The organism is Microbispora siamensis, from assembly GCF_016863095.1.
Lineage (GTDB): Bacteria > Actinomycetota > Actinomycetes > Streptosporangiales > Streptosporangiaceae > Microbispora > Microbispora siamensis.
In genome coordinates, this window is record NZ_BOOF01000003.1 from 119,185 (window position 1) to 144,781 (window position 25,597).

At 71.9% G+C, this 25,597-nt stretch carries 26 protein-coding genes; 14 read left to right on the forward strand and 12 right to left on the reverse strand.

Annotation, left to right across the window (positions count from 1 at the left end; genetic code table 11):
• Positions 1–7: 7 nt before the first annotated feature.
• From Msi02_RS03610 to leuA, 3 genes are all read right to left on the reverse strand, one after another.
• Positions 8–1,639, reverse strand: a complete 1,632-nt coding sequence (locus tag Msi02_RS03610; RefSeq protein ID WP_239108094.1) for an FUSC family protein — start codon at positions 1,637–1,639, stop codon at positions 8–10.
• A 127-nt stretch (positions 1,640–1,766) separates the two neighbouring features.
• Entirely contained in the window at positions 1,767–1,934 is a 168-nt protein-coding gene (locus Msi02_RS03615) for a hypothetical protein (RefSeq protein ID WP_204047056.1), read from the reverse strand.
• A gap of 248 nt (positions 1,935–2,182) precedes the next feature.
• Entirely contained in the window at positions 2,183–3,907 is a 1,725-nt protein-coding gene (gene leuA, locus Msi02_RS03620) for a 2-isopropylmalate synthase (protein WP_239108095.1), read from the reverse strand.
• 279 nt (positions 3,908–4,186) lie between these two features.
• Here leuA and Msi02_RS03625 point away from each other — a divergent pair, with 279 nt between their 5' ends.
• On the forward strand, positions 4,187–4,432 hold the full coding sequence (locus Msi02_RS03625) for a DUF2630 family protein (protein WP_204047057.1): 246 nt from the start codon (positions 4,187–4,189) through the stop codon (positions 4,430–4,432).
• 92 nt (positions 4,433–4,524) lie between these two features.
• Positions 4,525–5,628 (forward strand): GNAT family N-acetyltransferase, encoded by a 1,104-nt coding sequence (locus Msi02_RS03630; RefSeq protein WP_204047058.1) that lies wholly within the window; start codon positions 4,525–4,527, stop codon positions 5,626–5,628.
• A gap of 15 nt (positions 5,629–5,643) precedes the next feature.
• On the opposite strand, the gene Msi02_RS03635 is transcribed toward Msi02_RS03630, so the two are convergent.
• Entirely contained in the window at positions 5,644–6,282 is a 639-nt protein-coding gene (locus Msi02_RS03635) for a DUF1579 family protein (protein ID WP_204047059.1), read from the reverse strand.
• A gap of 208 nt (positions 6,283–6,490) precedes the next feature.
• On the opposite strand from Msi02_RS03635, the gene Msi02_RS03640 reads away from it, so the two are divergent.
• From Msi02_RS03640 to Msi02_RS03655, 4 genes are all read left to right on the forward strand, one after another.
• Complete coding sequence (locus Msi02_RS03640; protein WP_204047060.1) at positions 6,491–8,410, forward strand: sensor histidine kinase; 1,920 nt, start codon at positions 6,491–6,493, stop codon at positions 8,408–8,410.
• Between the two features lie 58 nt (positions 8,411–8,468).
• On the forward strand, positions 8,469–9,074 hold the full coding sequence (locus Msi02_RS03645; protein WP_079312407.1) for a response regulator transcription factor: 606 nt from the start codon (positions 8,469–8,471) through the stop codon (positions 9,072–9,074).
• 213 nt (positions 9,075–9,287) lie between these two features.
• Positions 9,288–9,692, forward strand: coding sequence for a hypothetical protein (locus tag Msi02_RS03650; protein ID WP_204047061.1), 405 nt, complete (start codon positions 9,288–9,290; stop codon positions 9,690–9,692).
• Between the two features lie 39 nt (positions 9,693–9,731).
• Entirely contained in the window at positions 9,732–10,568 is an 837-nt protein-coding gene (locus tag Msi02_RS03655; RefSeq protein WP_239108116.1) for an NAD(P)H-binding protein, read from the forward strand.
• A 32-nt stretch (positions 10,569–10,600) separates the two neighbouring features.
• On the opposite strand, the gene Msi02_RS03660 is transcribed toward Msi02_RS03655, so the two are convergent.
• Together Msi02_RS03660 and Msi02_RS03665 are read right to left on the reverse strand one after the other, a co-directional pair.
• Positions 10,601–11,437, reverse strand: coding sequence for an SgcJ/EcaC family oxidoreductase (locus Msi02_RS03660; protein ID WP_204047063.1), 837 nt, complete (start codon positions 11,435–11,437; stop codon positions 10,601–10,603).
• Positions 11,438–11,517: 80 nt separating this feature from the next.
• Entirely contained in the window at positions 11,518–12,570 is a 1,053-nt protein-coding gene (locus Msi02_RS03665) for a sigma-70 family RNA polymerase sigma factor (protein ID WP_239108096.1), read from the reverse strand.
• An 88-nt stretch (positions 12,571–12,658) separates the two neighbouring features.
• Here Msi02_RS03665 and Msi02_RS03670 point away from each other — a divergent pair, with 88 nt between their 5' ends.
• Positions 12,659–14,251, forward strand: a complete 1,593-nt coding sequence (locus Msi02_RS03670; RefSeq protein ID WP_275414077.1) for an OmpA family protein — start codon at positions 12,659–12,661, stop codon at positions 14,249–14,251.
• Positions 14,252–14,448: 197 nt separating this feature from the next.
• Here Msi02_RS03670 and urtE read toward each other — a convergent pair whose 3' ends face one another.
• From urtE to urtA, 5 genes are read right to left on the reverse strand one after another with little or no spacing between them, the layout of a single operon-like run.
• A complete protein-coding gene (gene urtE / locus Msi02_RS03675; RefSeq protein WP_079312194.1) occupies positions 14,449–15,141 on the reverse strand; it encodes an urea ABC transporter ATP-binding subunit UrtE in 693 nt (230 codons plus the stop codon).
• Entirely contained in the window at positions 15,128–15,889 is a 762-nt protein-coding gene (urtD, locus tag Msi02_RS03680) for an urea ABC transporter ATP-binding protein UrtD (RefSeq protein ID WP_079312192.1), read from the reverse strand. The genes urtE and urtD overlap by 14 nt, the downstream gene beginning before the upstream one ends.
• Positions 15,886–16,950, reverse strand: coding sequence for an urea ABC transporter permease subunit UrtC (gene urtC / locus Msi02_RS03685; protein WP_204047064.1), 1,065 nt, complete (start codon positions 16,948–16,950; stop codon positions 15,886–15,888). The genes urtD and urtC overlap by 4 nt, the downstream gene beginning before the upstream one ends.
• Positions 16,947–17,801: an urea ABC transporter permease subunit UrtB gene (gene urtB / locus Msi02_RS03690; protein ID WP_204047065.1), complete on the reverse strand. Its 855-nt coding sequence runs from the start codon at positions 17,799–17,801 to the stop codon at positions 16,947–16,949. Before urtB ends, urtC begins: the two co-directional genes overlap by 4 nt.
• An 8-nt stretch (positions 17,802–17,809) precedes the next feature.
• Positions 17,810–19,006 (reverse strand): urea ABC transporter substrate-binding protein, encoded by a 1,197-nt coding sequence (gene urtA / locus Msi02_RS03695; protein WP_239108118.1) that lies wholly within the window; start codon positions 19,004–19,006, stop codon positions 17,810–17,812.
• 212 nt (positions 19,007–19,218) lie between these two features.
• Here urtA and Msi02_RS03700 point away from each other — a divergent pair, with 212 nt between their 5' ends.
• The 7 genes from Msi02_RS03700 to Msi02_RS03730 are packed head-to-tail and all read left to right on the forward strand — an operon-like array spanning position 19,219 to position 24,678.
• Positions 19,219–19,521, forward strand: coding sequence for an urease subunit gamma (locus Msi02_RS03700; RefSeq protein ID WP_030506285.1), 303 nt, complete (start codon positions 19,219–19,221; stop codon positions 19,519–19,521).
• A complete protein-coding gene (locus tag Msi02_RS03705; RefSeq protein ID WP_204047067.1) occupies positions 19,518–19,892 on the forward strand; it encodes an urease subunit beta in 375 nt (124 codons plus the stop codon). Before Msi02_RS03700 ends, Msi02_RS03705 begins: the two co-directional genes overlap by 4 nt.
• Entirely contained in the window at positions 19,885–21,603 is a 1,719-nt protein-coding gene (locus Msi02_RS03710; protein ID WP_204047068.1) for an urease subunit alpha, read from the forward strand. The genes Msi02_RS03705 and Msi02_RS03710 overlap by 8 nt, the downstream gene beginning before the upstream one ends.
• A gap of 1 nt (position 21,604) precedes the next feature.
• Positions 21,605–22,432 carry an urease accessory protein UreF gene (locus tag Msi02_RS03715; RefSeq protein ID WP_204047069.1) on the forward strand — a complete coding sequence of 276 codons (828 nt, stop codon included), beginning with the start codon at positions 21,605–21,607 and terminating at the stop codon, positions 22,430–22,432.
• A 44-nt stretch (positions 22,433–22,476) separates the two neighbouring features.
• A complete protein-coding gene (gene ureG, locus Msi02_RS03720) occupies positions 22,477–23,190 on the forward strand; it encodes an urease accessory protein UreG (protein ID WP_204047070.1) in 714 nt (237 codons plus the stop codon).
• 5 nt (positions 23,191–23,195) lie between these two features.
• Entirely contained in the window at positions 23,196–24,185 is a 990-nt protein-coding gene (locus tag Msi02_RS03725; RefSeq protein WP_204047071.1) for an urease accessory protein UreD, read from the forward strand.
• A 10-nt stretch (positions 24,186–24,195) separates the two neighbouring features.
• Positions 24,196–24,678 carry a hypothetical protein gene (locus Msi02_RS03730; RefSeq protein ID WP_204047072.1) on the forward strand — a complete coding sequence of 161 codons (483 nt, stop codon included), beginning with the start codon at positions 24,196–24,198 and terminating at the stop codon, positions 24,676–24,678.
• A gap of 6 nt (positions 24,679–24,684) precedes the next feature.
• On the opposite strand, the gene era is transcribed toward Msi02_RS03730, so the two are convergent.
• Complete coding sequence (era, locus tag Msi02_RS03735; protein WP_079312178.1) at positions 24,685–25,596, reverse strand: GTPase Era; 912 nt, start codon at positions 25,594–25,596, stop codon at positions 24,685–24,687.
• Position 25,597 lies beyond the last annotated feature (1 nt).

The window sequence follows — 25,597 nt, forward strand, 5'->3', positions numbered from 1 at the left end:
CCGATCCTCAGTCCTGGGTCCGTTCGCAGCCGACTCTATCCCGGGCCGGTGCGGCCAGCCGCGCCAGCAGGCGGTGCCCCTCGTGCTCGGCCCGGGCGACCTGCTCCTCCGGCAGCGCGCGCTGCCACCACTCGCCGGCCGCCACGTCCGCGGCCCGGCGCAGCTCCACGAGGGCCTCGACGAGCAGGCCGCGAACCCGCGCGATCTCCCCCGGCTCACCGGCGCCGACCGCCAGCAGGCGCCGGGCGGCCGCCTGGGCGTCGGCCACACGCCGCAGCGCCGCGTCGATCCGCCCGGCGCTGCGGCGGTTGGTCACCAGCGGGCAGCCGAGCAGGCCTGCCACGACGCCCACGGCCGTGTCCAGCCAGCGGTCGCTGATCAGCCGCCACGCGGGCTGATAGCCGGGCAGTTCTGTGAGCAGGAGGGCCATCGGCGTCACGCACACCGTGCCCAGCCAGTAGTTGCGGGTCATCAGCGCCTCGGTGCAGAACTGGAGGGCCAGCGTGAGCAGGACCAGGGCGAGCGCGCCCGTACGGCCGATCGGCAGCAGCGCCGTGAAGACGAGCAGGCCGACCACGCTGCCGAGGGCGCGCTGAAGGGCCCGGTGCCATGACAGCGTGGCGTTGGCCTGGAAGACGGACGCGGCCGTGACCACCGCCCAGTAGGGGTGACCGACTCCCGCGGCGAGCGAGACCAGCCCGGCGAGGGCGGACCCGACCGCGACGCGTACGCCGATCGGGAACAGCGGGGAGGCGGGATGGAACATGCGCAGCAGGCCGGGTCCGCCCGGCGCCGCCCGTTCCAGCGCGATACCCGCGAGCCCGGCGGTCCCCGTCTCGCCGAGGCTCACCTCGGGCACCGGCCGGTTGCGGCGCACGTCGGCGGCCCAGCTCGCGAAGAGACCCGCCTCGTCGTGGGACACGGCCGGGAGGGACGCCTCCACCCGGGCCAGGAGGCGTTCGAGCGCGTGCCTGCCCGGCCCCTCGGGCGACGGGAGCAGCGTGTGCCACGCCGCGTTCACCGCCGCCGCCGCGTCATGCCGGGCGCGGGCGACCGCCGCCCCCTCCGCGCGGGCGAGCCGCACGGCGGCCTCCAGCGCGCGGGCCACCGCCGTGCGCTGGGGCCCCTCGGGCCGTACGAACGCGGGAGCCATGCAGACCAGCCACGCGAGCGCCGCGGCGGCCGCGACGAGCGCGAGGTGGAGGGGGATCTCCCCGAGCCGCTGCGGCAGGAACGCGCAGGTCGCGCTCATGAACGTGAAGATCAGGTTGCCCGGCGGGCCGATCCGGGCGGCGTCGCACGCCACCTTGTGCGCGGCGGCCAGCAGCGCCGCCACCAGGACCAGGACGGGGGCCGACCGGGTGAGCCCGGCCGCGGTGAGCGCGACGCCCACGCTGACGACCATGCTCGTCGCCACGCCGAGCAGGGTGCGGGCCCTGACCCGGTACGGCAGGCCGTGCGCGTAGAGGGCGCACATGGCACCGGCGGAGGTGTAGACCGCCAGGTCCAGGCGGTCCAGCAGGAGCAGGACCGCGTCCGGCACGGCGAGGGTGATGACCGCGCTGAGCGCGTTCTTGTGCCAGACGTCCCCCAGCCCGCCGATCCGGAACACTCCACGCAACGGCAGCCGCCCTCGCATCGCCGGCCTCATGATCCCCCGTTCTTTCGCAAGTGTTTTACCCGTGAAAGATATCAGGCCGCCGAGTGCCCTGGTCCCACTGGCGGCGACCCCCATCGAGCCCGCGCCCGGGTCACGCGATCAGGGTCTACGCCTGGAGTATCAGCAGCTCGTAGATGCGTTGGACCAGTTCGGCAAGGAGCCAGCACGCGAGGCCGGCGGCCACCAGCCTGATTCGCTCGTCTTCCTTGAAGACGGCCAGGGCCAGGCAGACGAATCCTCCCAGCAGCAGGATCAGCGTGATCAGGACAATCATGAACAGATCGTGGTACGCCCGATCAACCAGAGGCAAGCGCCGGCGAACGGGAAGCACGGGAGTTCCCACGGCGAACCGTGTCGATCATGAGACATGCGAAAGGCGGCAGTCGGGGATTTCCCGGTTGCCGCCTTTCGCGTGTTCACGACCGCCTTGTGGGCTGGTCAGAGCATATGCTTGCGATTTTGTGCAAGGTCACGGGCAGTGCGACCGCAGGTCCTGCGGTTCACTGCGAAGTCCAGGGGATGTCAGGCGCGGGTGGCGCGGTTGACGGCGGAGATGATGGCCTTGAGCGAGGCGCTCGTCGTGTTCGCGTCGATGCCGACGCCCCACAGGACCTGCGTGCCGTTCGGTCCGCCGACCTCGCACTCCACGTACGACGCGGCCTTGGCGTCGGCGCCCGCGCTCATCGCGTGCTCGGTGTAGTCGAGGACCCGCACCGGCACCCCGATGCTCTCCAGCGCGTCGCAGAAGGCCGAGATGGGGCCGTTGCCGACGCCCTCGATCTCCCGGATCTGGCCGTCGACCCGCACGTCGGCGCTGATCGCGTCCTTGTCGTCCACGGTGGAGGTGTGCCGGTGGGCCAGCAGGCCCAGGCGGCCCCAGGGGCTCGCCGGGTTCGGCAGGTACTCGTCGGAGAACCGCTCCCACATCTCGGCCGCGGTGACCTCGCCGCCCTCGGCGTCCGTACGGGCCTGGATGACGCGGGAGAACTCGATCTGCAGACGGCGCGGCAGGTCGAGCTGGTGGTCGGCCTTCATGATGTAGGCGACGCCGCCCTTGCCCGACTGGCTGTTGACGCGGATCACGGCCTCGTAGGTGCGGCCGATGTCCTTGGGGTCGATCGGCAGGTACGGCACGGCCCAGGTGAACTCGTCGACCGGCACCCCGGCGGCGGCCGCGTCGCGCTCCAGGTGCTCCAGGCCCTTCTTGATGGCGTCCTGGTGGGAGCCGGAGAAGGCGGTGTAGACCAGCTCGCCGCCCCACGGGTGGCGGGGGTGCACGGGCAGCTGGTTGCAGTGCTCGACCACCCGCCGGATCTCGTCCATGTCCGAGAAGTCGATCTCCGGGTCGACGCCCTGGGAGAACAGGTTCATGCCCAGCGTGACCAGGCAGACGTTGCCGGTCCGTTCGCCGTTGCCGAACAGGCAGCCCTCGATCCGGTCGGCGCCGGCCATGTAGCCCAGCTCGGCGGCGGCGACCGCGGTGCCGCGGTCGTTGTGCGGGTGCAGCGACAGCACGATCGAGTCCCGGTAGGCCAGGTGGCGGTGCATCCACTCGATCTGGTCGGCGTACACGTTGGGGGTGGCCATCTCGACCGTCGCCGGCAGGTTGACGATCACCTTGCGGTCGGGGGTGGGCTGCCACACGTCGTTGACGGCGTTGCAGACCTCGACGGCGTACTCCAGCTCGGTGCCGGTGAAGGACTCGGGCGAGTACTGGAAGTAGATCTCGGTGCCCTCCATCTCGGCCGCCAGCTTCTTGCACAGCTTGGCGCCCTCGACGGCGATCGCGGTGATGCCGTCCCTGTCCTGGCCGAAGACGACCCGGCGCTGGAGGGTGGAGGTGGAGTTGTACAGGTGGACGATCGCCTGGCGGGCGCCGCGCAGCGACTCGAAGGTCCGCTCGATCAGCTCGGGCCGGGCCTGCGTCAGCACCTGGATGACCACGTCGGAGGGGATGCGCTCCTCTTCGATGATCTGGCGGACGAAGTCGTAGTCGGTCTGCGACGCGGCGGGAAAGCCGACCTCGATCTCCTTGTAGCCCATCCGGACCAGCAGGTCGAACATCTTCAGCTTGCGGTCGGAGTCCATCGGGTCGATCAGCGCCTGGTTGCCGTCGCGCAGGTCCACGGCACACCAGCGGGGCGCCTTGGTGATGACCTTGTCGGGCCAGGTGCGGTCGGCCAGCCGTACGGGCTCGAACGGCGTGTAGCGCTGGAACGGCATGGGGCTGGGCTGCTGCTCATTCATGATTGCTCCTCGTCGGGCGCACGGCGAGTCCCGGGCATGACGTTGCCGTCGATTCATTCGGGAAAGGGGCGCCGTTGGATGAAACCAGGGCGGCCGACGCGCATGACACTCGCACCGCGGCGAGGGAGCCGGCCTCTTACAGGCCCTCGCCGCGGCGGATAAGAAGGAGTCCGCGCAGCATGCCAAGCAGACTAGCAGACGCCCTCGATGGGACGAGACACCCGATCACATTTCGAGACGGAGCCCCAGGTTAGGGTGACTCGTGACGAAGGAGGCCACATGAAGGACGACGAGATCCTGAAGCGGATCAGCGAGCTGGTCGACGAGGAGCACTCCCTGCGCGAACGGCTGGTCGCGGGCGAGCTGACCTCCGAGGAGGAGCACAACAGGATCAGCTCGCTGGAAGAGCAGCTCGACCGCTGCTGGGACCTGCTGCGCCAGCGCCGCGCCCGGCGTGACGTGGGCGAGGACCCCGACTTCGCCTCCCCCCGTCCGGCCGACGAGGTCGAGAACTACATGCAATAGAAGAACCACATGCAATAGAGCCCTCACCGCCGCCGTTCCACGATGTGAAAATCAGTCGCGCCCCTGACAACGCGTGCGGAATTCTTGTCGGCATGCGGATGAAGCGCGTCGCCCCCATCGAGAACGACGCCGAGCAGGGGGAAGACGGCCCGGCGGGCCACTCTCCTCTGGCCGGTCTGTACGACATCGCGCGGGCATGCGACCATCCGGGTCCGGCGATGTCGTGGCGGCACTTCAGTGCGAGCGTCCGGAGCGGGTCCGGTGGCGAACGCGCCGAGGCGTGGGCGGCGTGCGACAGCCGCCCGATCAACGGCGGCCCGATCAACGACCGCTCGATCAACGACGGCCACGTCGACGGCGGTGAAGACGACGGCAGTCAGGTCGGCGGTGACCAGGTCGTCGGCGGCTACGTCCTCCACTTCCCCCAGGACGACAACACCCATCTCGCCCTTCTCCGGCTGATGACGCATCCGGGCCGCAGGCGCGAGGGCATCGGCGGCGCGCTGCTCGACCACGCCATCGGCCGGGCGCGGGACGAGGGCAGGCGCGTCCTGATCGCCGAGGCCCCGGCTGACGGTCCGGGCACGCCCTTCGCCAAGGCCCGCGGGTTCTCCCCGGCCTCCACCGAGACCCGCCTGGTGCTCGACCTGCGTACGACCGACTGGTCCGGCCTCGAACTCCTCCGCGCCCGAGCAGTGCGGCACGCCACGGACTACTCGCTCGAACGGTGGGCCGGGCCGACCCCGGACGACCTGCTCGGCGACATGGCCCGCCTGGCGGAGGGCATGAACGACGAGCCGCTGGGCGACCTCGCGATGGAGGACCAGCGCTGGACCGCCGACCGCGTGCGCGCCCGCGAGGAGATGCTCACCCGGGCGGGCCAGCGGACGTACACGATGATCGCCCGGTGCACGGCCAATGGAGAGCCGGCGGGGTTCACCCAGCTCGTGGTGGACGCCGAGCGGCCGGAGGGGTGGGCCCGTCAGGGCGCGACCACCGTCCTCCCGCCGCACCGCGGCCGTCGGCTCGGCCTGGTGCTCAAGCTCGCCAACATCACCTGGTTCCGCGCCTGCGAGCCGTCGGTGGAGCGTGTGATCACGTGGAACTCCGTCGCGAACCCGCACATGCTGGCGATCAACGAGGCGATGGGCTTCGAGGTCTTCGACACCTGGCACCAGTGGCAGCTCGACATCTGACCGGGGCCGGCCGGCCTACTTCGTCTTCCGGGTGTAGACGACGCGGTCGACCAGCCGTTCGGCTTGGCCGGGCGGGGTGAAGTACAGGTCGAAGGTGTGCCGGTCGTTCGACCTGATGGTGATCACTGTGCGCATCGGTATGGTCTTCCCGACGTACTCCGGGCCGAGCACTCCGGGGTCGGTGAACGTCCCGGGCAGCGACAGCACGTTGCTGCCCTCGGCGAGTGCGGGGCCGCGATAGGTCATCGCGGTGGGGGTGACGCTGTCGAAGGTGGTCCACTCGTAGCGCCGGTCGATGGTGGAGAAGCCGAGGATCCCCAGCCGGTAGTACGGGTGACCGCCGAGGACGCCTTCGGCCTCCTCCTCCAGGAACCGGCCGCCCGTCTTGGCGATCCACCGCGTCCTGACCGTGATGTCGCGGGAGACGACCGGCTTGCCGTCGCCGCCGAGAAGGTAGTTGTACTTGGTGGCCTTCCAGGTGCCGACCAGCGGGTCGAGCCGGCGATGGAAAGGCCCCGGCTCGAGCGGACCGGCGGCTGCGCTCTGGATCCGCGCGGCCGGCGCGGCGACCGGCGCCGTGGCGGCGGCCGGCGCGCCGGTCAGTGCCAATACGGCCGCGGCCGAGACGACGGACAGGGACAGTCTCTTCAGCACGGGTGTCTCCATGGGCTGCGAGGGGCCGGCAGGCGAGGTGGTGTGGGCGCGCCGGCGTGAACGATCTCGGCCGCGGACGGCCCGGCTCTCGTACGCCGAGCCGGCGGCGTGACGTACGGGATCATGACATCGGCGGAAGCGGGGCTGATAGTGTCCCGGTCATCGGCTAGATGTGCATTTCGCACGGTTCACGGGAGGGTCCCGGCGAGTGGGGCGAACCGCGGACGACCTTCCGCTCCGGCTGGCCAGGGCCATGTTGTGGGCCTCGTTCGGCATCCTCGCCTACATCCGCGCGTTCAGCGCTCTGGACAACGGCGCCGGTCCGCTCGGGGTGCTGCTCCCGATGGCGTCCTACCCGCCGCTCATCGCGCTGTCGATGTGGTGCTGGAGCCCAGCGGTCCGATACAGGCTCCTCGCCGCCGTGGTGCTGCTCTACTTCCTGCCGATCCCGTTCGTCGGCGGGTCCTGGGAGTGGATCCCGTGGACGGTGGCGGCCGCCGTCCTGTGCGCGCTCCCCACGCGGATCGCCTGGCCGCTGTTCGTCCTCATCGTGGCCGCGGCCGGCGCGTCGGCCCTCCTCCCCGCCTACCCCTATCCCGGGTTGGAGGTCCAGGGCGGTCTCGGCTACATGATCGTCACGGCGGACGACGGTCTCATCGTCTTCGGCCTGTCCAGGCTCGTCATGGCCGTCGCGAGACTTCACCAGACCCGCGAGGAACTGGCCCGGACGGCCCTGTCGAGGGAACGGCTGCGGCTGGACGGAGAGCTGCGGCGCCTGCTCGGCGGGAAACTCCAGGCGATCGCTTTCCGGATGCGGACCGCGGCCCGGCAGGAACCGGGCGAGGCGCGGCACTCCCTCCGGGAAGGGATCGAACTCGCGCGGCGCACCCTGGCGGAGGTGCGTGCCACGGCCGGCGCCTACCGCGCCGATGCCCCCGAGACGATCTCGCCGCCGGCCGAGTCGCCGCGGCTGGCGCGACGGGTGCTGCTCGCGGTCCTGCTCATCCAGTGCGTGCTCGTCCTGAAGAACCTGGCCTACGTCCGCCCCGGCGACTGGCCGGCCTTCGCCTTCGCGACCGTCCTGCTCGTCGTCATCGCGGTCCTTCAGGTTCTTCCGCAGTCGCGGACGGTGCTGGTCGCGCAGAGCCTGCTGATCCTGCTGCCCCTGCCCGTCTTCCCCGACGCCTGGGACCGCCTGCTGAGCGTCTTCACGGGCAAGCTGCTGCTCAACGTACGGCCGCCGCGCTCCTGGGCGATCGTCGGAGTCGTCCTGGCCGGGCACCTCGCCTGGTTCCTGCACCGCGTCGACAGCGATTTCCTCTTCATCGACGACCTCCCCGCCGCGCTGAGCAACTTCGGCGGCCACGTCATGATCATGTGGCTGGTGTACTGCCTCGGGCGGCTGAGCGGGCTCCTCACGGTGCTGGAGCGGACCCGGCACGAGCTCGCCGAGGCGGCGGTGCGCCGCGAACGACTGCGGATCGCCGGTGACCTGCACGACATCCTGGGCTACAGCCTGTCGGCGGTCGCCCTGAAGGGTGAGGTGGCAGAACACCTGCTCGGCACCGACCCCGCCAGGGCCAGGACCCAGATCGCCGCACTGGGGTCACTGGTCGACCGGGCCCTGGTCGAGCTCGGCTCCATCACCGGCGATCGGGTCGAACTACGGTTGAGCGGTGAGATCGACGCCGCCCGCGAGGTGCTGGCGGACGCCGGGATCGAGGCGGTGGTGCGCGTCGAGACGGGGCCGCTTTCCGCGCCGGTCGACACCGCGCTGGCCGCGGTGCTCCGTGAAGGCGTCACCAACGTCCTGCGCCACAGTCAGGCCCGCACCTGTGAGATCGCCGTGTCGGGAACTTCTGGCGGCGTACGGTTGCGGCTGGTCAACGACGGCGCCGCCGTGCAGGCCACCGTACGGGAGGGATCGGCGCGGCCGGAGCGGCGCGGCACCGGGCTCGACAGCATCGCGGCGCGGACCAGCGGACGGGTCACGGCGGGACACCGCGCCGGTGACAGCTTCGAGGTGCTCGCCGAGTTCCCCGCACCGGCCGGACCCGGTGGCGGTCCGGAGGGCTTCCAGCCGGGTGCGGGCACGCCGGCTCTCCCGGGGTCGGGACCGCTGGCATGATCCTGTCGATCGGATGCCGGTCGAGGCCGTTCGTTCGAGGGCCGGGAGGGTGATGAGCGTGATTCGCGTCCTCATCGCGGAGGACATGCACATCCTCCGCGAAGCGCTGGTCGAGCTGCTGTCCCTGCACGACGACATCGAGGTGGTGGCGGGGGTGGCCTCCGGCCTGGAGATCGTGCCCGCGGCGCTGGAGCACCGGCCCGACGTGGCCGTGATCGACATCGATCTGCCGGGGCTGGACGGCGTGGCCGCGGCCGCCGAGCTGCGCAGGGCGCTGCCCGGATGCGCCGTCCTGATCCTGACGGCGCTGACCAAACCGGGCGTCCTGCGCAGGGCGCTGGGTGTGCAGGTCGCCGGCTTCGTCCCGAAGGACATCCGGCCGGCCGAGCTCGCCGCGGCGATCAGGACCGTCGCGGCGGGGGGACGCGCGGTGGACCCGTCGCTGGCGCTGGTCGCGCTGGAGGCGCCGGAAAGCCCGCTCAGCCAGCGCGAGACGGAGGTGCTGCGCATGTCGGCCACGGGCGCGCAACCCGCCGAGATCGCCGAGCGGCTCTTCCTGACCTACGGCACGGTGCGCAACTACCTCACCTCGGCGGTCGCCAAGCTGGGGGCCCGCAACCGGGTCGACGCCATCCGGATCGCCACCGAGTCCGGCTGGATCTAGCCATGTGCGAAATGCACATCGGCCCCGTTACTGGGGCACTAACGGCCTCCTCCGGCCTTCTGCCACGCTTTCGGTGAAGTGAACCAAGATCCACCGAACGGCGTCCGCCGCGTGCCGCGGCTCTGCCGTCTTGTGCGCAGGAGATGTCATGGGAAAGACAGGCGACCACGCCCCGCAGCGGGCGGCGGCCCTCGCAGGCGCCGGGGCACGCTGATGGAGCCCACCGAAGTCCTGCCGATCGTCGCGATCCTGTCGATCGTCACCGTCGAGTTCGGCGGGCACGCGCTGCTGCGTTTCGTCACCACCGACCGCGACAGGCTCGGAGCCCTCCGCGAGCGCTTCTTCCGCGCCGGCCACGCGCACGCGGGTGTGCTCCTGGTGCTCTCACTCGTCTATCTGCTGTACCTGCCCCGCGCCGGGTTCCCCGACGGCCTGGAATGGCTGTGCGGCGCGGCCCTGCTCGCCGGAGTGCTGGCCCAGTCGGGCGGGTTCTTCCTCCACCTCCGCATCGGCGAGGAGGGCCGCACCTCGTACGGCACGGCGCTCACGCGGACCGGCGCCCTGCTCCTCGCGGCCGCGCTCATCGCCCTGGCGGCCGGACTCATCCGGGCCGCGTAAACCCCTCTTGTGAGCGAACGGAGATGTGAATTGATCCTGGTGACCGGCGCGACCGGGAACGTCGGCTCGGAACTGGTCAAGGCGCTGCTCGGGGCGGGGGAACGGGTGCGGGCGCTCGTCCGGAACCCGGCGGACGCCGCCCTGCCCCCTGACGCGGAGCCCGTCGGCGGCGACCTCAACCACCCGGAGAGCCTGACCGAGGCGTTCGACGGTGTCCGCCGTGTGTTCCTCCTGCCGGGCTACGACGACATGCCCGGCCTGCTGGCCCGCGCCCGCCGGGCCGGGGTGGAGCGGATCGTGCTGCTGACGGGCGGCTCCGCCGCACTGGAGGACATGACCAACGCCGTCTCCCGCTACATGGCCCTCTCCGAGCGTGCCGTGCGGGCATCCGGCCTGCCCTGGACCATCCTGAGGCCGAGGTCGTTCATGTCCAACGCCCTGCGCTGGCTCCCTCAGTTCGAGGCCGGCGACGTGGTGCGCGTGCCGTTCGCCGGCGTGCGCACCGCCGCCGTCGATCCCTTCGACATCGCCGCCGTGGCGGCCCGGGCACTGCTGGACGACGGGCACGACGGCCTGATCCACGAAGTGACCGGCCCCCAGGCGCTGCTGCCCGCCGACCAGGTCGCCGTCCTCGCCAGGGTGCTCGACAGGGATCTGCGCTGCGAGGGCCTGACCGACGCCGAGGCCCGGGCCGAGATGGAGGCGCAGATGCCCGCGCAGTATGTCGACGCGTTCTTCCGGTTCTTCGTCGACGGCACGCTTGACGAGTCGCAAATCCACCCCACGGTGCGGGAGGTGACCGGACGCCCACCCCGCACCTTCGAGCAATGGGCGACCGCCCACGCCGACGCCTTCCGCCGGATTCAGGCCGTTTGAGGCGTGGACGCCGAGCCGCGCTCGGCATCCCCCTACGGGCGCAGGTCGGTCCTGGCCTCGCCGGTGACCGGATCGTACGGAAAGGAGAGATGCTGGTGGATCATCACCCACGCGCCGTCCCGCCTCTCGAACACGCGGGTGCCGCGTGACCACGTCTCGGCGCTCTCGCCGCCGGCCTGCCCGACCCGGATGTGGTTGAGCCCCCACGCGACCGCCAGGTCCTGCCTCACCAGGATCTTGAGGTCCGGGACGTCCCAGCTCACGCCGTCCTCGGCGGCGTCGAGGCCACGCGCGCAGACCTCGCGGACCGCCTCGACGCCGCGGTGCTGCAGCGGCTCGTCGTGCTCGTAGGAGACGACGTCGGCGGCGATGCCGGCCATGAGGCCGTCCAGGTCTCCGGCGGCGGTGCCGGCGAACCACCGGCGGTGCAGTTCGCGCACCTCCTCCTCGGCCGTTCCGGAATCGGCGTCCGGCTCGACGTACGGGAACGAGTGGTGCTCGTGGGCGATCACCCATCGGCCGTCCTGCCTGCGCAGGCCGAGCGTCAGCCGCAGGCGCATCCGCGGGTTCGCCGCGAGCTCTTCCGGGCTGCCGCAGCGCAGCAGGGCGTGGGCGAACGCGACGTCCTCCCCCGCGGTCACGTCCAGCGACTCGATCTCGAAGCAGGCACCCTGTGCCTGCCAGGCGAAGAAGGGCGGCCACGTCTCGCGGTAGGCGTCCAGGCCGCGCACGCCCTCGTACGGCGGCGGCACGTCGAACATCACGATGTCGTCGGCGTGGTCGGCGACGACCCCGTCGATGTCGCCGCGGTGGACCGCCTCGGCCCAGCGCTCGATCAGGTCGCGGATCAGCTTGTGGTCGTCGGTCATCCGGCTCGGTCCTTCCGGGTTGTCGCGCTGATGATTCCTGTCAGCACCTACAACCCGCGGCGACCGCCGGACTCATCGCTCTATCCGAGTGTCAGTTCCGCCGGCAGGCCGAACGCCGGCAGGTGGGCGTCCAGGAACGAGACCACCTCCGCGATCAGCGGTCCGCGCAGGGCGAGCAGGTCCAGGCCCGCGGCGGCGTAGACGCCGCGGTCGTCGTCCCAGAGGTACGTGCCGAACGCGACCTGCCCGTTCGCCCGCGCCGGCAGAAAACGCCAGCGCCGGTTCCCTGCCGTCTCCAGCAGGAAGCCGCGGATGCCGTCGTGCCCGTGGAACCAGGCCGTCAGCGGCGGCATCGAGTACTTCGCGTCATGGGTCAGCATCGCCACGATGGCGTCCACGTCCGCGGCCTCCCACGCGGCGGCGTACCGCCGGGCCGTCTCCCGCCACGCCGGTTCGCCGAGCAGGCCGAGGGTCCGCTGCTGGGTGGCCGGCGGGACCAGGCGGCCGAGCGTGGCGTGGGCCCGCTGCAACGCGCTGTTGACCGCGGCGACGGTCGTCTCCAGCAGGCCGGCGACCTCGCCTGCGCCGTAGCCGAGGACGTCGCGCAGCAGCAGCACGGCCCGCTGCCGAGCCGGCAGGTGCTGCAGCGCGGCGACGAAGGCCAGCTCCACGCTCTCCCGCGCCAGGGCGCGCGCCTCAGGGCCCAGCTCCGCCGTCCAGCCCATCAACCGGTCGGGGAACGGCTCGACCCACGCCGCCTCGGCCGCCGGCGCGCCTCCGGGGCTCAGATCGGCGGGCAGCTCGCGCCGCCCGCGCCGTTCGATGAGCGTCAGCGACCTGTTCGTCGCGATCGCGTACAGCCAGGGCCGTACGGAGCCGCGGTCGTCGGAGCCAGGGTTCTCAGAGTCGGTGTCCTCGAACCGCGGCAGGGCACGCCACGCCCGGTCCAGCGTTTCCTGGACGACGTCCTCCGCGTCGTGGACCGACCCGAGCATCCGGTAGCAGTGGGCGCGCAGCTCGTCCCGCAGCGGCCCGACCAGGCGCCCGAAGGCGTCGCCGTCACCCGAGCGGGCCGCGGCCAGCAGTTCCGCGCGGGACCACCCTGTCCCGCCCATGAGATCCTCGTCCACCATCCCATCCTCACGCCGTGCGCGGTCGGCGGCCCGGCAGAGTAAGAATCTTGGCGGATGCCGCGCTCTTGGGAAACAGGGGACGAGAATCATGCTCAGGTCGAATCTCGAACGGCAGGGGATCACACGCGTGGGAGGCGGCCTGGCCGCCCTTCTCGTCGCGTTGTCCGGATGCGCCGGCGACGCCGTCGAGCCCACCGGCGGCTCGGACGAGCGGAAGACGCCTGGCGTCACCGCCCGCAGCCCGGCCCCGGACGGCGCCGCGAGCCCTGGGGGGACCCTGGGCAGGGCGGTGCCCATGGCACACCGGCAGGGTCCCGCGCACGTGGAGGTCGTCGCGCTGAACCGGACGTCGGCCACCACGGTGACCGGCCGTTTCAAGGTCGTCAACGACGGTCGGACCGGGCTCGACCTGTCGATCAGTCTGTTCGAGGGCGGAAGGGGGGCGGACAGCAGCTCGCTGGTGGCCGGCGGCATCGGACTGCTCGACGGCCGGGGCAGCAAGCTGTACATGCCGCTGTCCACCACCGACCACACGTGCCTGTGCTCCTCGCTGGCCGGCACGACGATCGGGCCGGGCGAATCGGTGGACGTTCACGCGGTGTTCCCCGCGCCTCCGCCGGACGTACGGCGCGTGACGGTGACGATGCCGCTGACCGTGCCGGTCCAGGACGTGCCGATCACGGACGGCCCGCTCCGGCCGGCGGCGGACCAGACGATCGACCCGGCGTCGGTGGACCTGGCGCCGCCGCGGGTGCTCAGCGTGCACAGCCGGGCCGAGGGCGACGAGCGTTCGGTGGACGAGGACGCCGACGGCCGCGCCGTACGGCTGTCGGCCGATGTGCTGTTCGCCCTGAACAAAGCCGAGTTGACCCCGCGGGCGAGCGCGCTGCTGAAGGAAGTGGCCGGGCAGATCGACGCCTCCGGGGACACCACGGTCGAGGTCGACGGTTACACCGACACCACGGGGAACGACGCCATCAACCAGCCGTTGTCGGAGCGGCGCGCCAAGGCCGTGGCCGACCGGCTCAGGACGCTGGTCACCCGGGGTGGCGTCACCTTCCGGACCGCCGGCCACGGCTCGGCGGACCCGGTGGCCTCCAACGCCTTCGAGGAGGGGAGGCGCAAGAACCGGCGGGTCACCGTCCGGTTCACGCCTCCGCCGCCCTCGTCGCCCTCATCGTCCGCCACGGGTCAGTCCTCGGGCGGGCAGCCCTTCGAGTGGACGCCCGGCGAGGCCCCGGTGTCCGGCAGCGCCGCGTTCACCGCCGACGGCGCCAAGGATCTTCGGGTCGAGGTCAACGGCGCGCATCGCGACTCCACCGGCCTGACCACCGTGGTCTGGTCCGTTCGCAACACCGGGCAGTCCGACGTCGAGCTGCAGTCGGCGTTCGAGCAGGATCAGCGGTATCACGGCATGTTCAGCCCCTCCCCGAGCGGCACCGACGGCGTCACCCTGCTCGACCGGTCCGCCAAGATCTGGTACTACCCGTTGCGCGACTCCGGCGGGCAATGCGTGTGCACGTCCATGTCCCGCACGGCCGCCAAGAGAACGCTGGCGCCCGGAGAGAGCGTCACCTACGCCGGCGTCTACCGGCTGCCCGACGAGGTGCGGAGCGTGGACGTCGACTTCCCCTGGCACGGCACGGCGGGCGCGCGGGTCGAGGGAGTCGCGATCGGATAGCCGGAACTCCGCACGCCAGGCTCCACGTCGCAGGCTCCGCATGACAGGAGGAAGCGGTCGGGCCGTGCGCAGTGCCGGGTCCGGACGGCCCCCACCGCATGGGCGGTGCGGAGCCTCCGGCGCGGCCGAAGGCGTTCACACGTGCGATCGCTTCCTCCCTTCCAGCGTAAACGCGGGGCCGCGACCGGCGACAGGGCTCAGACGGACAACAGGCGGTGAACCTCCTCGTCCTGGAGCTCCCGCGCGGGGCCGGACCTGACGACCCGTCCGGCGTCGAGGATCACGAACCCGTCGGCCAGCCGCAGCGCGAGGTCCAGGTACTGCTCCACCAGCAGGATCGCGAGGCCGGTCGCGTGCAGGCGTTCGACGGCCTCCTCGATCTCCAGGATGATCGACGGCTGGATGCCCTCGGTCGGCTCGTCCAGGATCAGCAGCTTCGGCCGGGTGACCAGGGCCCGGGCCATCGCGAGCTGCTGCTGCTGGCCGCCGGACAGGAAGCCCGCCGGCCGTTTGAGCAGCGGCTTGAGCCGGGGGAAGACCTCCAGCGCCTCCTCCAGCGCCGCCCGGTCCCGGTGCGCGGACGCCTCCAGCGTGACCAGGAGGTTGTCCATCACGCTGAGCTGGGGGAACGTGTCGTGCCCCTGCGGCACGTAGCCCATGCCGAGCCGTACGCGCTGGTCAGGGCGCAGCCGGGTGACGTCCCTGCCCTCGAACGTCACCCTCCCGCCGGTCGCCGGGAGCACGCCCATGACGGTGTCGAGCAGGGTGGTCTTGCCGACCCCGTTGCGGCCCATCACGCAGACGAGGCGGCCTGCGGGCACCTCCAGCGAGACGCCGAAGAGCACCCGGGCCCGGCCGTACCCCGACTCCAGTCCCTCAACGGACAGCATCCTCGGCACCCTCCCGCGCCCGTCCCAAGTAGATCTCCTGTACGCGCGGGTCGGCCCGCACCTGCTCCACCGAGCCCTCCGTCAGCACCCTGCCCTCGTGCAGCACGGTGACCTGGGAGGCGTAGCGGCGCAGGAAGTCCATGTCGTGCTCGACCACGATCACGGTGTGGTCGCGGGCGACCTCGGTGAGCAGTTCGCCGGTGCGCTCGCGCTCGCCGGAGGACATCCCGGCGACCGGCTCGTCGAGCAGCAGCAGCCGGGGCCGCTGGACGATCAGCATGCCGATCTCCAGCCACTGCCGCTGCCCGTGGGACAGCACCCCCGCCTTGCTGCCCGCCAGCGAGGCCAGGCCGGTCGTCTCCAGCGCCGCCGTGACCTCCTCCGACACCCCGCGCCTGCGCCGCAGCAGCGACCAGAGCGGGCGGCGGAACGACGCGGCCAGGTCGAGGTTCTCCAGCACGGTGAGCTCCTCGAAGACCACCGAGGTCTGGAAGGTGCGGCCCACGCCGAGCCGGACGATCTCGTGCTCCCTGCGGCCCAGGAGGTCGTGCCCCTCGAACCGCACCGAGCCCCCGGTGGGCCTGGTCAGGCCCGTGATCACGTCGATGAGGGTGGTCTTCCCCGCGCCGTTCGGCCCGATCAGGAAGCGCAGCTCACCCCGCCCCACGGTCAAATCCACACCGTCGAGCGCCCGGAAGCCGCCGAAGGCGACCTCCAGACTCCGTATCTCCAACAGCGCCTCGGTCACGTCCGTGCCTCCCTTCTCCGTACGAGGTTGGCGGCCAGGCCCGCGATGCCGCTGGGCGCCAGCGTCATGACGAGCACGAACAGGGCGCCCTGCAGGTAGAGCCAGGCGTCCGGAAGCTCCTCGCTGAAGTAGGTCCGCGCGTACCCCATGACGACCGCGCCGAGCACCGCGCCGGCCAGCGCGAACCGGCCGCCGACCGCCACCGCGACGACGAGTTCGAGCGAGGGGACGACGCCGAGCAGGGCCGGCGAGATGATGCCGACCACGGGGACGAACAGCGCCCCCGCGATGCCGGCCATGCCCGCAGAGACGGCGAAGGTCAGCGTCTTCACGGTGGCCGGGTCGTAGCCGAGGAAGCGCACGCGGTCCTCGCCGTCCCTGACGGCCAGCAGCAGCCGCCCGAACCGGCTGCGGACGAGTTGCCTGGCGCCCAGGTAGAGCGCCCCGAGCACGATCGCGACCAGCAGATAGAGGCCCCGCTGGGTCTCGTCGGCCGCCACGTCCCTGCCGAAGAAGTCGAAGAAGTTGGTCAGGCCGTTCGTGCCGCCGGTCAGCCCCTGCTGCCCGACCAGCAGGATCACCAGCGCCGCCGCCAGCGCCTGGGTGAGGATCGCGAAGTACGCCCCTCGTACGCGCTGGCGGAACACCAGCGTGCCGAGCAGCAGGGCGACCGCCACCGGCAGCACGACGACCATGGCCAGCGCGAAGACCGGGTTGCCGAACGGCTTCCACAGCGCCGGCAGCTTCTCCACCCCGCTCCAGACCATGAAGTCGGGCAGGTCCCCGGCGGCGTCGTTGAGCTTGAGATACATGCCCATCGCGTAGCCGCCGAGGCCGAAGAACACCCCCTGCCCGAGCGTGAGCATGCCGCCCTGGCCCCAGGCGAGGCCGATGCCGAGCGCCACGATCGCGTAGCAGAGATACTTGGCCAGCAGGCCGAGGCGGAACGGCTCCAGCAGCAGCGGCGCCGCCACCAGGGCGAGCACCGCCACGGCCGAGAACACCGCCGCGAACGCCGCCGGGCCCTGCCACCGCCGTACGGACACCGCGGGGGCCGTCATGTCAGCGCCCGCGACCGGACGAAGAACAGCCCCTGCGGCCGGACCTGCAGGAAGCCGATGATCGCCACGAAGACCACCACCTTGGCGAGGCTGGCGTCGCTCCAGAACTCGGCGTAGGAGTTCAGCAGGCCGAGGCCGGCCGCGGCCAGCACCGCGCCGCGAAGCTGGCCCAGGCCGCCCGCGACGACCACGAGGAACGCGTCCACGATGTAGTACGTCCCGAGCGTCGGGCCGACCGGCCCGATCAGTGTGAGGGCGACCCCCGCGACCCCGGCGAGGCCGGAGCCGATGAAGAACGTCCGCTGGTCGACCCGCCCGGTGTCGATGCCGCTGGTGGCCGCGAGCCTCCTGTTCTGCATCACCGCCCGCATGCGCCGCCCCTGCCCGGTCCTGTTCATGTACGCCCAGATCGCGAGCACCGACGCCGCGGCGAGCGCCATGATGAACAGCCGGTTGTACGGCAGGATCCCGACGCCGCCGCGCAGCCAGGCGGGCGAGGCCACCTGCACGTTGGGCGCCCCGAACAGGTCCCTGGCCAGTTGCTGGAGCATGAGGCTGACGCCCCAGGTGAGCAGCAGCGTGTCGAGCGGGCGGCCGTAGAAGCGCCGGATCAGCGTGCGCTCCAGGACCAGGCCCATGAGCCCGGCGACCACGAACGCGGCCGGGAGGGCGATCAGGAACCCCACGCCCTGGAGCAGGTAGGCCGTGTAGGCCCCCGCCATGATGAACTCGCCGTGGGCCATGTTGACCACGCCCATCTGCCCGAACGTGAACGTCAGCCCGAGGGCGATCAGCAGCAGGACCGCTCCGATCGACAGCCCGATCGGCAGCTGGTTGAGCACTCCCTCCATGGCGGCCGTCAGACCAGGCCGCCGGCCCAGGAGTACGTCTTGAGGTAGGGATCCGGCTTGATCGGCTCGCCGGAGTTCCACACCTCCTTGATCTGGCCGTCCGGCTGGACGACCCCGATGCGCGCGGTCTTGTAGACGTGTTGGTTGTCGCCGTCGATGGTGACCTTGCCCTCGGGGCGGTCGAGGGACACGCCGCCGGCGGCCTTCTTGACGGCCTCCACGTCGGTGGTCCCGGCCTTCTTCACGGCCTCGGCCCACAGGTAGACGGCGTTGTATCCGGCCTCCATCGGGTCGGAGGTCACCTTGTCGGCGCCGTACTTCGCCTTGAACGCGGCGACGAACTTCTGGTTCGCGGGGGTGTCGGTCGTCTGGTAGTAGTTCCAGGCCACGAGGTGCCCGGCGACGTTGTCGACCCCGATGCCCCTGACCTCCTCCTCGGCCACGGACACCGACATGACCGGCATCTGGTCGGCGCTGATCCCGGTGCTCTTGAGCTGCTTGAAGAACGCGACGTTGCTGTCGCCGTTCAGGGTGTTGAAGACCGCGTCCGGCTTCGCCTCGACGATCTTGTTGACGAGCGTGCTGTACTCGGTGTGCCCGAGCGGCGTGTACTCCTCGCCGAGGATCTCCATCCCGTTCGCCGCGGCGTACGCCTTGATGATTTTGTTCGCGGTTCTCGGGAAGACGTAGTCGCTGCCCACGAGGAAAAGCCTTTTCTTGCCCTTCTCCTTCAGGTAGTCGAGCCCGGGGACGATCTGCTGGTTGGTCGTCGCGCCCGTGTAGAAGATGTACGGCGAGCTTTCCAGTCCCTCGTACTGGACCGGATACCACAGCAGAGCCTTGCGTTTTTCGAAGACGGGAAGCATCGCCTTGCGGCTCGCCGACGTCCAGCCGCCGAAGACGGTGGCGACCTTGTCCTGCGCGATGAGCTTGGTGGCCTTCTCGGCGAAGGTCGGCCAGTCGGACGCGCCGTCCTCCACGACGGGCTCCAGTTTCTTGCCCAGCACGCCGCCCGCCGCGTTGATCTCGTCGATCGCGAGCAGTTCGGCGTCCCTGACCGTGACCTCGCTGATGGCCATCGTGCCGCTGAGTGAGTGGAGAATGCCCACTTTGATGGTGTCGGAGCCCCCAGAGGAGGCGCCCGTGTCATTCGTGGACGATTGCCCGGCACAGGCCGCGAGCGTCACGGCCGCCAGCGTGAACACCGCTCCGGTGCGCCATAATGAGTTACGCAAATGCCTCTCCCTTGCCGCCGCGGTCCCCGCGCCGATCCGTCTGCCGTCAAGGTGAGCGCGCGGTATTTCCCGCCGAAATCCCGGCGGTTAACAACTCATTAGCGAGGGCTCACCGCCGTCCGGATACGCATACGAAATCAGCGGGTAACGCGGGGGAAACGCCGGGTACTTATCGTCCCGCCATGCGGCTCACTCCACACGAACAGGAACGGCTCCTCATCCACGTCGCCGCGGGCGTGGCCCGCGAGCGGAAGGAGCGCGGCCTTCGCCTCAACCATCCGGAGGCGACGGCCCTCATCGCGTCCTTCCTCCTGGAGGGCGCCCGCGACGGCCGCAGCGTCGCCGACCTGATGGACGCCGGCCGCAAGGTGCTGCGGCGCGAGGACGTCATGGAGGGCGTGCCCGAGATGCTGGAGTCCGTCCAGATCGAGGCCACCTTCCCCGACGGCACCAAGCTCGTCACCGTCCACAACCCGATCGCATGAGCGAGCGAAGCGAGCGAATCGGTCAGCACGGCGCGACGAGCTTCACGGGCGTGCCGGGCGAGATCCTCTGCGGCGACGGCGACGTGCCGCTCAACCCCGGCAGGGAGCGGATCACCCTGAGAGTCGTCAACACGGCCGACCGCCCGGTGCAGGTCGGCTCGCACTACCACTTCGCCGCCGCCAATCCGGGCCTGGAGTTCGACCGGGAGGCGGCCTGGGGCACCCGCCTCGACATCCCGGCGGGCACCGCGGTCAGGTTCGAGCCCGGGGTGGAGCGCGACGTCACGCTGGTCCCGATCGCCGGCCACCGCGTCGTACCGGGCCTTCGTCCCGAGTGGGCCGGGCCTCTCGACGGGAGGATCGATGTCTAGCGTCGAGCGCTCCCGTTACTCCGCCCTGTACGGCCCGACGACCGGGGACCGGGTGCGCCTGGCCGACACCGACCTGTACGTCGAGGTGACCGAGGACCTCTCGATGGGGCCCGCCGGAGCGGGCGACGAGGCCGTGTTCGGCGGCGGCAAGGTCATCCGCGAGTCGATGGGGCAGGCGCGCACCACGAGGGCCGAGGGCGCGGCCGACCTCGTCATCACCGGCGCGGTGATCCTCGACTACTGGGGCGTGGTCAAGGCCGACATCGGCGTGCGCAACGGCCGGATCGTCGCCATCGGCAAGGCCGGCAACCCCGACACCATGGACGGCGTCCACCCGGACCTCGTCATCGGTCCGTCCACCGAGATCCTCGCGGCCAACGGCAAGATCGTCACGGCGGGCGCGGTCGACTCCCACGTCCACCTGATCTGCCCGCAGATCCTCGACGAGGCGCTCGCCTCGGGCGTCACCACGGTCGTCGGCGGCGGCACAGGACCCGCCGAGGGCACGAAGGCCACCACCGTGACCGGCACCTGGTATCTCGGCCGGATGCTGGAGTCGCTGGACGCCTATCCGGTCAACGTGGCCCTGCTCGGCAAGGGCAACACGGTCAGCGAGGAGGGACTGCTCGAACAGCTCAGGGCCGGGGCGTCGGGCTTCAAGCTGCACGAGGACTGGGGCACCACCCCGGCCGCGATCGACGCGTGCCTGCGGGTCTGCGACGCCACCGGGGTGCAGGTTGCCATCCACACCGACACGCTGAACGAGGCGGGGTTCGTGGAGTCGACCCTGCGGGCCATCGGCGGCCGGGCGATCCACGCCTACCACACCGAGGGCGCCGGAGGCGGACACGCCCCGGACATCATCACGGTGGCCTCCCACGCCAACGTGCTGCCGTCGTCCACCAACCCGACCCGGCCGCACACCGTCAACACCCACCACGAGCACCTGGACATGCTCATGGTGTGCCACCACCTCAGCCCCTCCATCCCCGAGGACCTGGCGTTCGCCGAGTCGCGGATCCGGCCGACGACGATGGCGGCCGAGGACGTCCTGCACGACATGGGCGCGATCTCGATGATCGGCTCGGACTCCCAGGCCATGGGCCGCGTCGGCGAGACGATCATCCGTACGTGGCAGACGGCGCACGTGATGAAGCGGCGCCGCGGCGCGCTGCCGGGCGACGGCCCGGCCGACAATCTCCGCGCCCGCCGCTACGTCGCCAAGTACACGATCAACCCGGCGATCGCCCACGGCCTGGACGCGGAGATCGGCTCGGTGGAGGCAGGCAAGCTCGCCGACCTCGTCCTGTGGAGCCCGGCCTTCTTCGGGGTCAAGCCGGACCTCGTCGTCAAGGGCGGCGTCATCGCCTACGCGCAGATGGGCGACGCGAACGCGTCGATTCCGACGCCGCAGCCCGTGCTCCCCCGCCCGATGTTCGGCGCGGCCCCGGCCACCGCCGCCGCGACCTCGCTGCACTTCGTCGCGCCGCTCGCGCTGGATGACGGCCTGGCCGACCGCCTGGCCGTCGGCAGACGGCTGGTCCCCGTGGCCGACGTACGCGCCCGGCGCAAGGACGCGATGCCGCTCAACGACGCCCTGCCCGACATCCGGGTGGACCCCGACACCTTCGCCGTCCACGTGGACGGCGAGCTGATCGAGCCCGCCCCGGCCGAGTCGCTGCCGATGGCGCAGCGCTACTTCCTCTTCTGACATGGACGGGGACGCGGCGCTGCTGCTCCTGTCCGACTCCCGGCTCCCGGCCGGCGGGCACGCGCACTCGGGCGGCGTGGAGGAGGCCGTACGGCTGGGCGAGGTCACCGGCACCGGCGACCTGGCGCGGTTCCTGCGCGGCAGGCTCGCCACCGCCGGCCTCGTCACCGCCGCCCTCGCCGCTGCCGCGTGCGAACTGGCCGCCGCGGACCGGGAGCTCGGCGCCGGCCTTGACCCGGGGGCACCGCCCGAGAACGGCGCCGCGGACGGCGTTCCGCTGTGGCGGCGGCTGGACGCCGAGGCCGACGCCCGGACGGCCTCGCCCGCCCAGCGGGAGGCCGCCCGCACGCAGGGGCGGCTCCTGCTGCGCACAGCCCGCCGGATGTGGCCCTCGGCCGCCCTGGACACGCTCGCGCGGGCCGTGCCGGAGGGTCCGCACCACCCCGTCGCGCTCGGCGCGGTGGCGGCATCGGCGGGCTGCACGCCCCGCCAGGCCGCGCTGGCCGCCGCGTACACCTCGGTCACCGGCCCGGCCACGGCGGCCGTACGGCTCCTCGGCCTCGACCCGGTCACCGTCCACCGCCTGCTCGCCGACCTCGCCCCCGCGCTCGGCGACACGGCCCGCGCCGCCTGCGCATCGCTCGACGACGCGGTCCCGGCGGACGGGGAGCCGGACGAGTGCCGGGCGGAAGAGCACCCGGGACGGCAGCCCGGGCGGCACGCGGCATGGCGGGCGCGATGGCGCGCGCTGCCGGGGCACAGCGCGCCCGCGCTCGACCTCCTGGCGGAGGGACATCTGACCAACCCGATGAAGCTTTTCGTCTCCTGACATCCGCGCACCGGCCACCGCACGAGAAAGAGCAGGTACCCGATATGGGCGCTCACCACGACGACCTCCACGACGCGGCCGAGCCGCACGGGCGGGCGCTCCGCCTCGGCATCGGCGGGCCGGTCGGCAGCGGCAAGACCGCCCTGGTGGCGGCGCTGTGCCGCAGCCTCGGGCCGTCGCTGCGGCTCGGGGTCGTGACCAACGACATCTACACCACCGAGGACGCCGACTTCCTGCGCCGCGCGGGAGTCATCGACCCGGAACGGATCCTCGCCGTGCAGACCGGCTGCTGCCCGCACACCGCCATCCGCGACGACATCGCGGCCAACCTGGACGCCGTCGAGACGCTGGAGGAGCGGTTCGGGCCGCTCGACCTCGTGATCGTCGAGAGCGGCGGCGACAACCTCACCGCCACGTTCAGCCGGGGCCTGGCCGACCGGCAGATCTTCGTGCTCGACGTGTCGGGCGGCGACAAGGTGCCGCGCAAGGGCGGGCCGGGGGTGACCTCGGCCGACCTGCTCGTGGTCAACAAGACCGACCTCGCGCCGATGGTCGGGGCCGACCTGACCGTGATGTCCCGCGACGCGGCGGCCGTACGGGACGGCAAGCCGGTGCTGTTCACGTCGATCAGGGAGGACAAGGGCGCTCACACCGTGGCGGAGTGGGTGACGCGCATGGTCGACGCCTGGCGGCGCGAGCACGGCGAGCCACACCGCCACGCCCTCCCGAACGCCGCCCAGCAGGCTCCGGCGTCCTGACCGGCATGACGGCCGTCACCGCGCGTGCGCTGATCAGGACGGAGGCCGCGAGCGGAGGCCGGACCCGGCTGGAGACGCTGCGGTCCGACCCGCCGCTGACGCTGCGCCAGACCGGCCCGCGGCGGGTCCACCTCGTCTCGACGGGCGCAGGACCGCTGCGCGGGGACCGCCTCGAACTCGGCGTGGACGTCGCCCCCGGCACGTCGCTGGAGGTCCGCTCGGTGGGCGCCACGCTGGTGCTGCCGGGTCTCGCGGACACCCCCTCGGTCATGGTCGTACGGGCGCGGGTCGGCGCGGGCGCCACCCTGCACTTCTCCCCCGAGCCGACCGTCCTCGCCGCCGGATGCGCCCACCGCCTCGTCGTACGGCTCTCACTCGCCGAGGACGCCACGGTCTTCTGGCGGGAGGAGATCGTCTTCGGGCGGCACGGCGAACGGCCGGGACGCGGCCACGCGCGGTTCGACGTGACCGTGGCCGGACGGCCCCTGCTCCGCCAGGACCTCCTGGTGGGCGAGGAGGCGGTGGACGGCAGCCCGGCCGTCTACGGGGACGCCCGGTGCGTCGGCTCGACCCTGATCGCGGGACCCGCCTGGGCCCCGCCCGCCGTGCCGGACGTCAAGCGCGAGCGGCGGGCCGTGCTGGGGGACGGCTGGGCGGCGCTGCCGCTGGCCGGTCCCGGCGTGCAGGTGTGCGCGCTCGGCTCGGACGCGGTCCAGCTCAGGGAGCGGCTGCGGCGCGGCGAGCAGGCCGCGGCCATCGCGCCGCCACCACCGGGACCAGCCGCCACCCGAGCATCCGCCATCCCAGCACCCGCGCCACCGGCCACCCCGGCACCGGCACCACCGGCCACCTCAGCACCCGCGCCACCGGGCACCTCAGCACTCGTACCACCGGCCACCCCGGGCGCCGCCTCGGCGCGGGCCTCACGTGCCCGAGCGCCCGGCGCCCGGTCGGCCGGCGATTCCAGGGCTGAAACCGGCCGCCTCGGGCCGTAGCCTGGTGATCGTGTCGGAACCCACGCAGTATCCCGGCAGACCGAGGCGAGGCACCGGCGTGGCCGGCGTCCTGCGGGCCGCCGGCGTGTTCGTCGCGGGGTTCGCGCTGGCCGTGACCGCGCTGCTCCCGTGGGCGGGCCTCACCGCCGAGTTCGGCATCCTCGACGCGTCGCTCACGCACGCGGTGCGCGGCGTGGACGCGGGCCCCGGCTGGTTCGTGATGGGCGCCGGGGTTACGGCGATGCTGCTCGGCGTGCTCGGCGCGACGCGAAGCTGGCTGTTCACCGGGCTGGCGATCCTGCCCGGCGCGGTGGCCGCCTTCGCGCTGGCCATGTTCCTCGCCGACCCGCGCGACCTCGTGGGCCGGCTCGACTTCCAGGTCTCCGGGCTGCTGCGGGTGCACCCGACGATCCAGTACGGCTGGTTCGCCGGCCTGCTGGCCTCGGTCGCGCTGGCGGTGCTGGCCGCCGCCGCGCTGCTGCGCCGCCGGTGACGGCCGTCAGTCGTAGAAGCCGAGACGCCGCAGCTGCTTGGGGTCGCGCTGCCACTCCTTGGCGACCTTGACCCGCAGGTCGAGGTAGACGCGGGTGCCGAGCAGCGCCTCGATCTGCTGCCGGGCGCGGGTGCCCACGTCCTTGAGCCTCGTGCCGCCCGGGCCGATCACGATCGCCTTCTGCGACGGGCGCTCGACGAACATGTGCGCGTACACGTCGAGGAGGTCGTCGCGGCCCTCCCGGGGGTGCATCTCCTCCACGACCACCGCGATCGAGTGGGGCAGCTCGTCGCGCACGCCCTCCAGCGCGGCCTCCCGGATCAGCTCGGCGACCAGCACCTGCTCCGGCTCGTCGGTCAGCTCCCCGCCGGCGTACAGCGGGGGCGACTCCGGCAGCCGCTTGACGAGCACGTCGGCGAGGACGTCGAGCTGCTCACCGCCCTGCGCGGACACCGGGACGATCTCCGCGAACTCGGCCAGCGCGGACACCGCGAGAAGCTGGTGCGCGACCTGCTCGCGGGTGGCCAGGTCGCACTTGGTGACGACCGCCACCACCGGGGTCTTCTTGACGGCGGCGAGCTTGTCGACGATGAACCGGTCACCCTTGCCGATCGGCTCGTTGGCCGGGACGCAGAATCCGATGACGTCGACCTCGGTGAGCGTGGACAGCACCAGGCTGTCCAGCCGCTCTCCCAGCAACGTGCGGGGACGGTGGAATCCGGGGGTGTCCACGATCACCAGCTGGGCGTCCGGCCGGTGGACGATGCCGCGGATGGCCCGCCGCGTGGTCTGCGGCTTGGACGAGGTGATCGCCACCTTGGTGCCGACCAGGGCGTTCATCAGCGTGGACTTGCCGACGTTGGGCCTGCCGACGAAGCAGGCGAAGCCCGCACGGAAACCGCTCGATTCGGCGTCCACG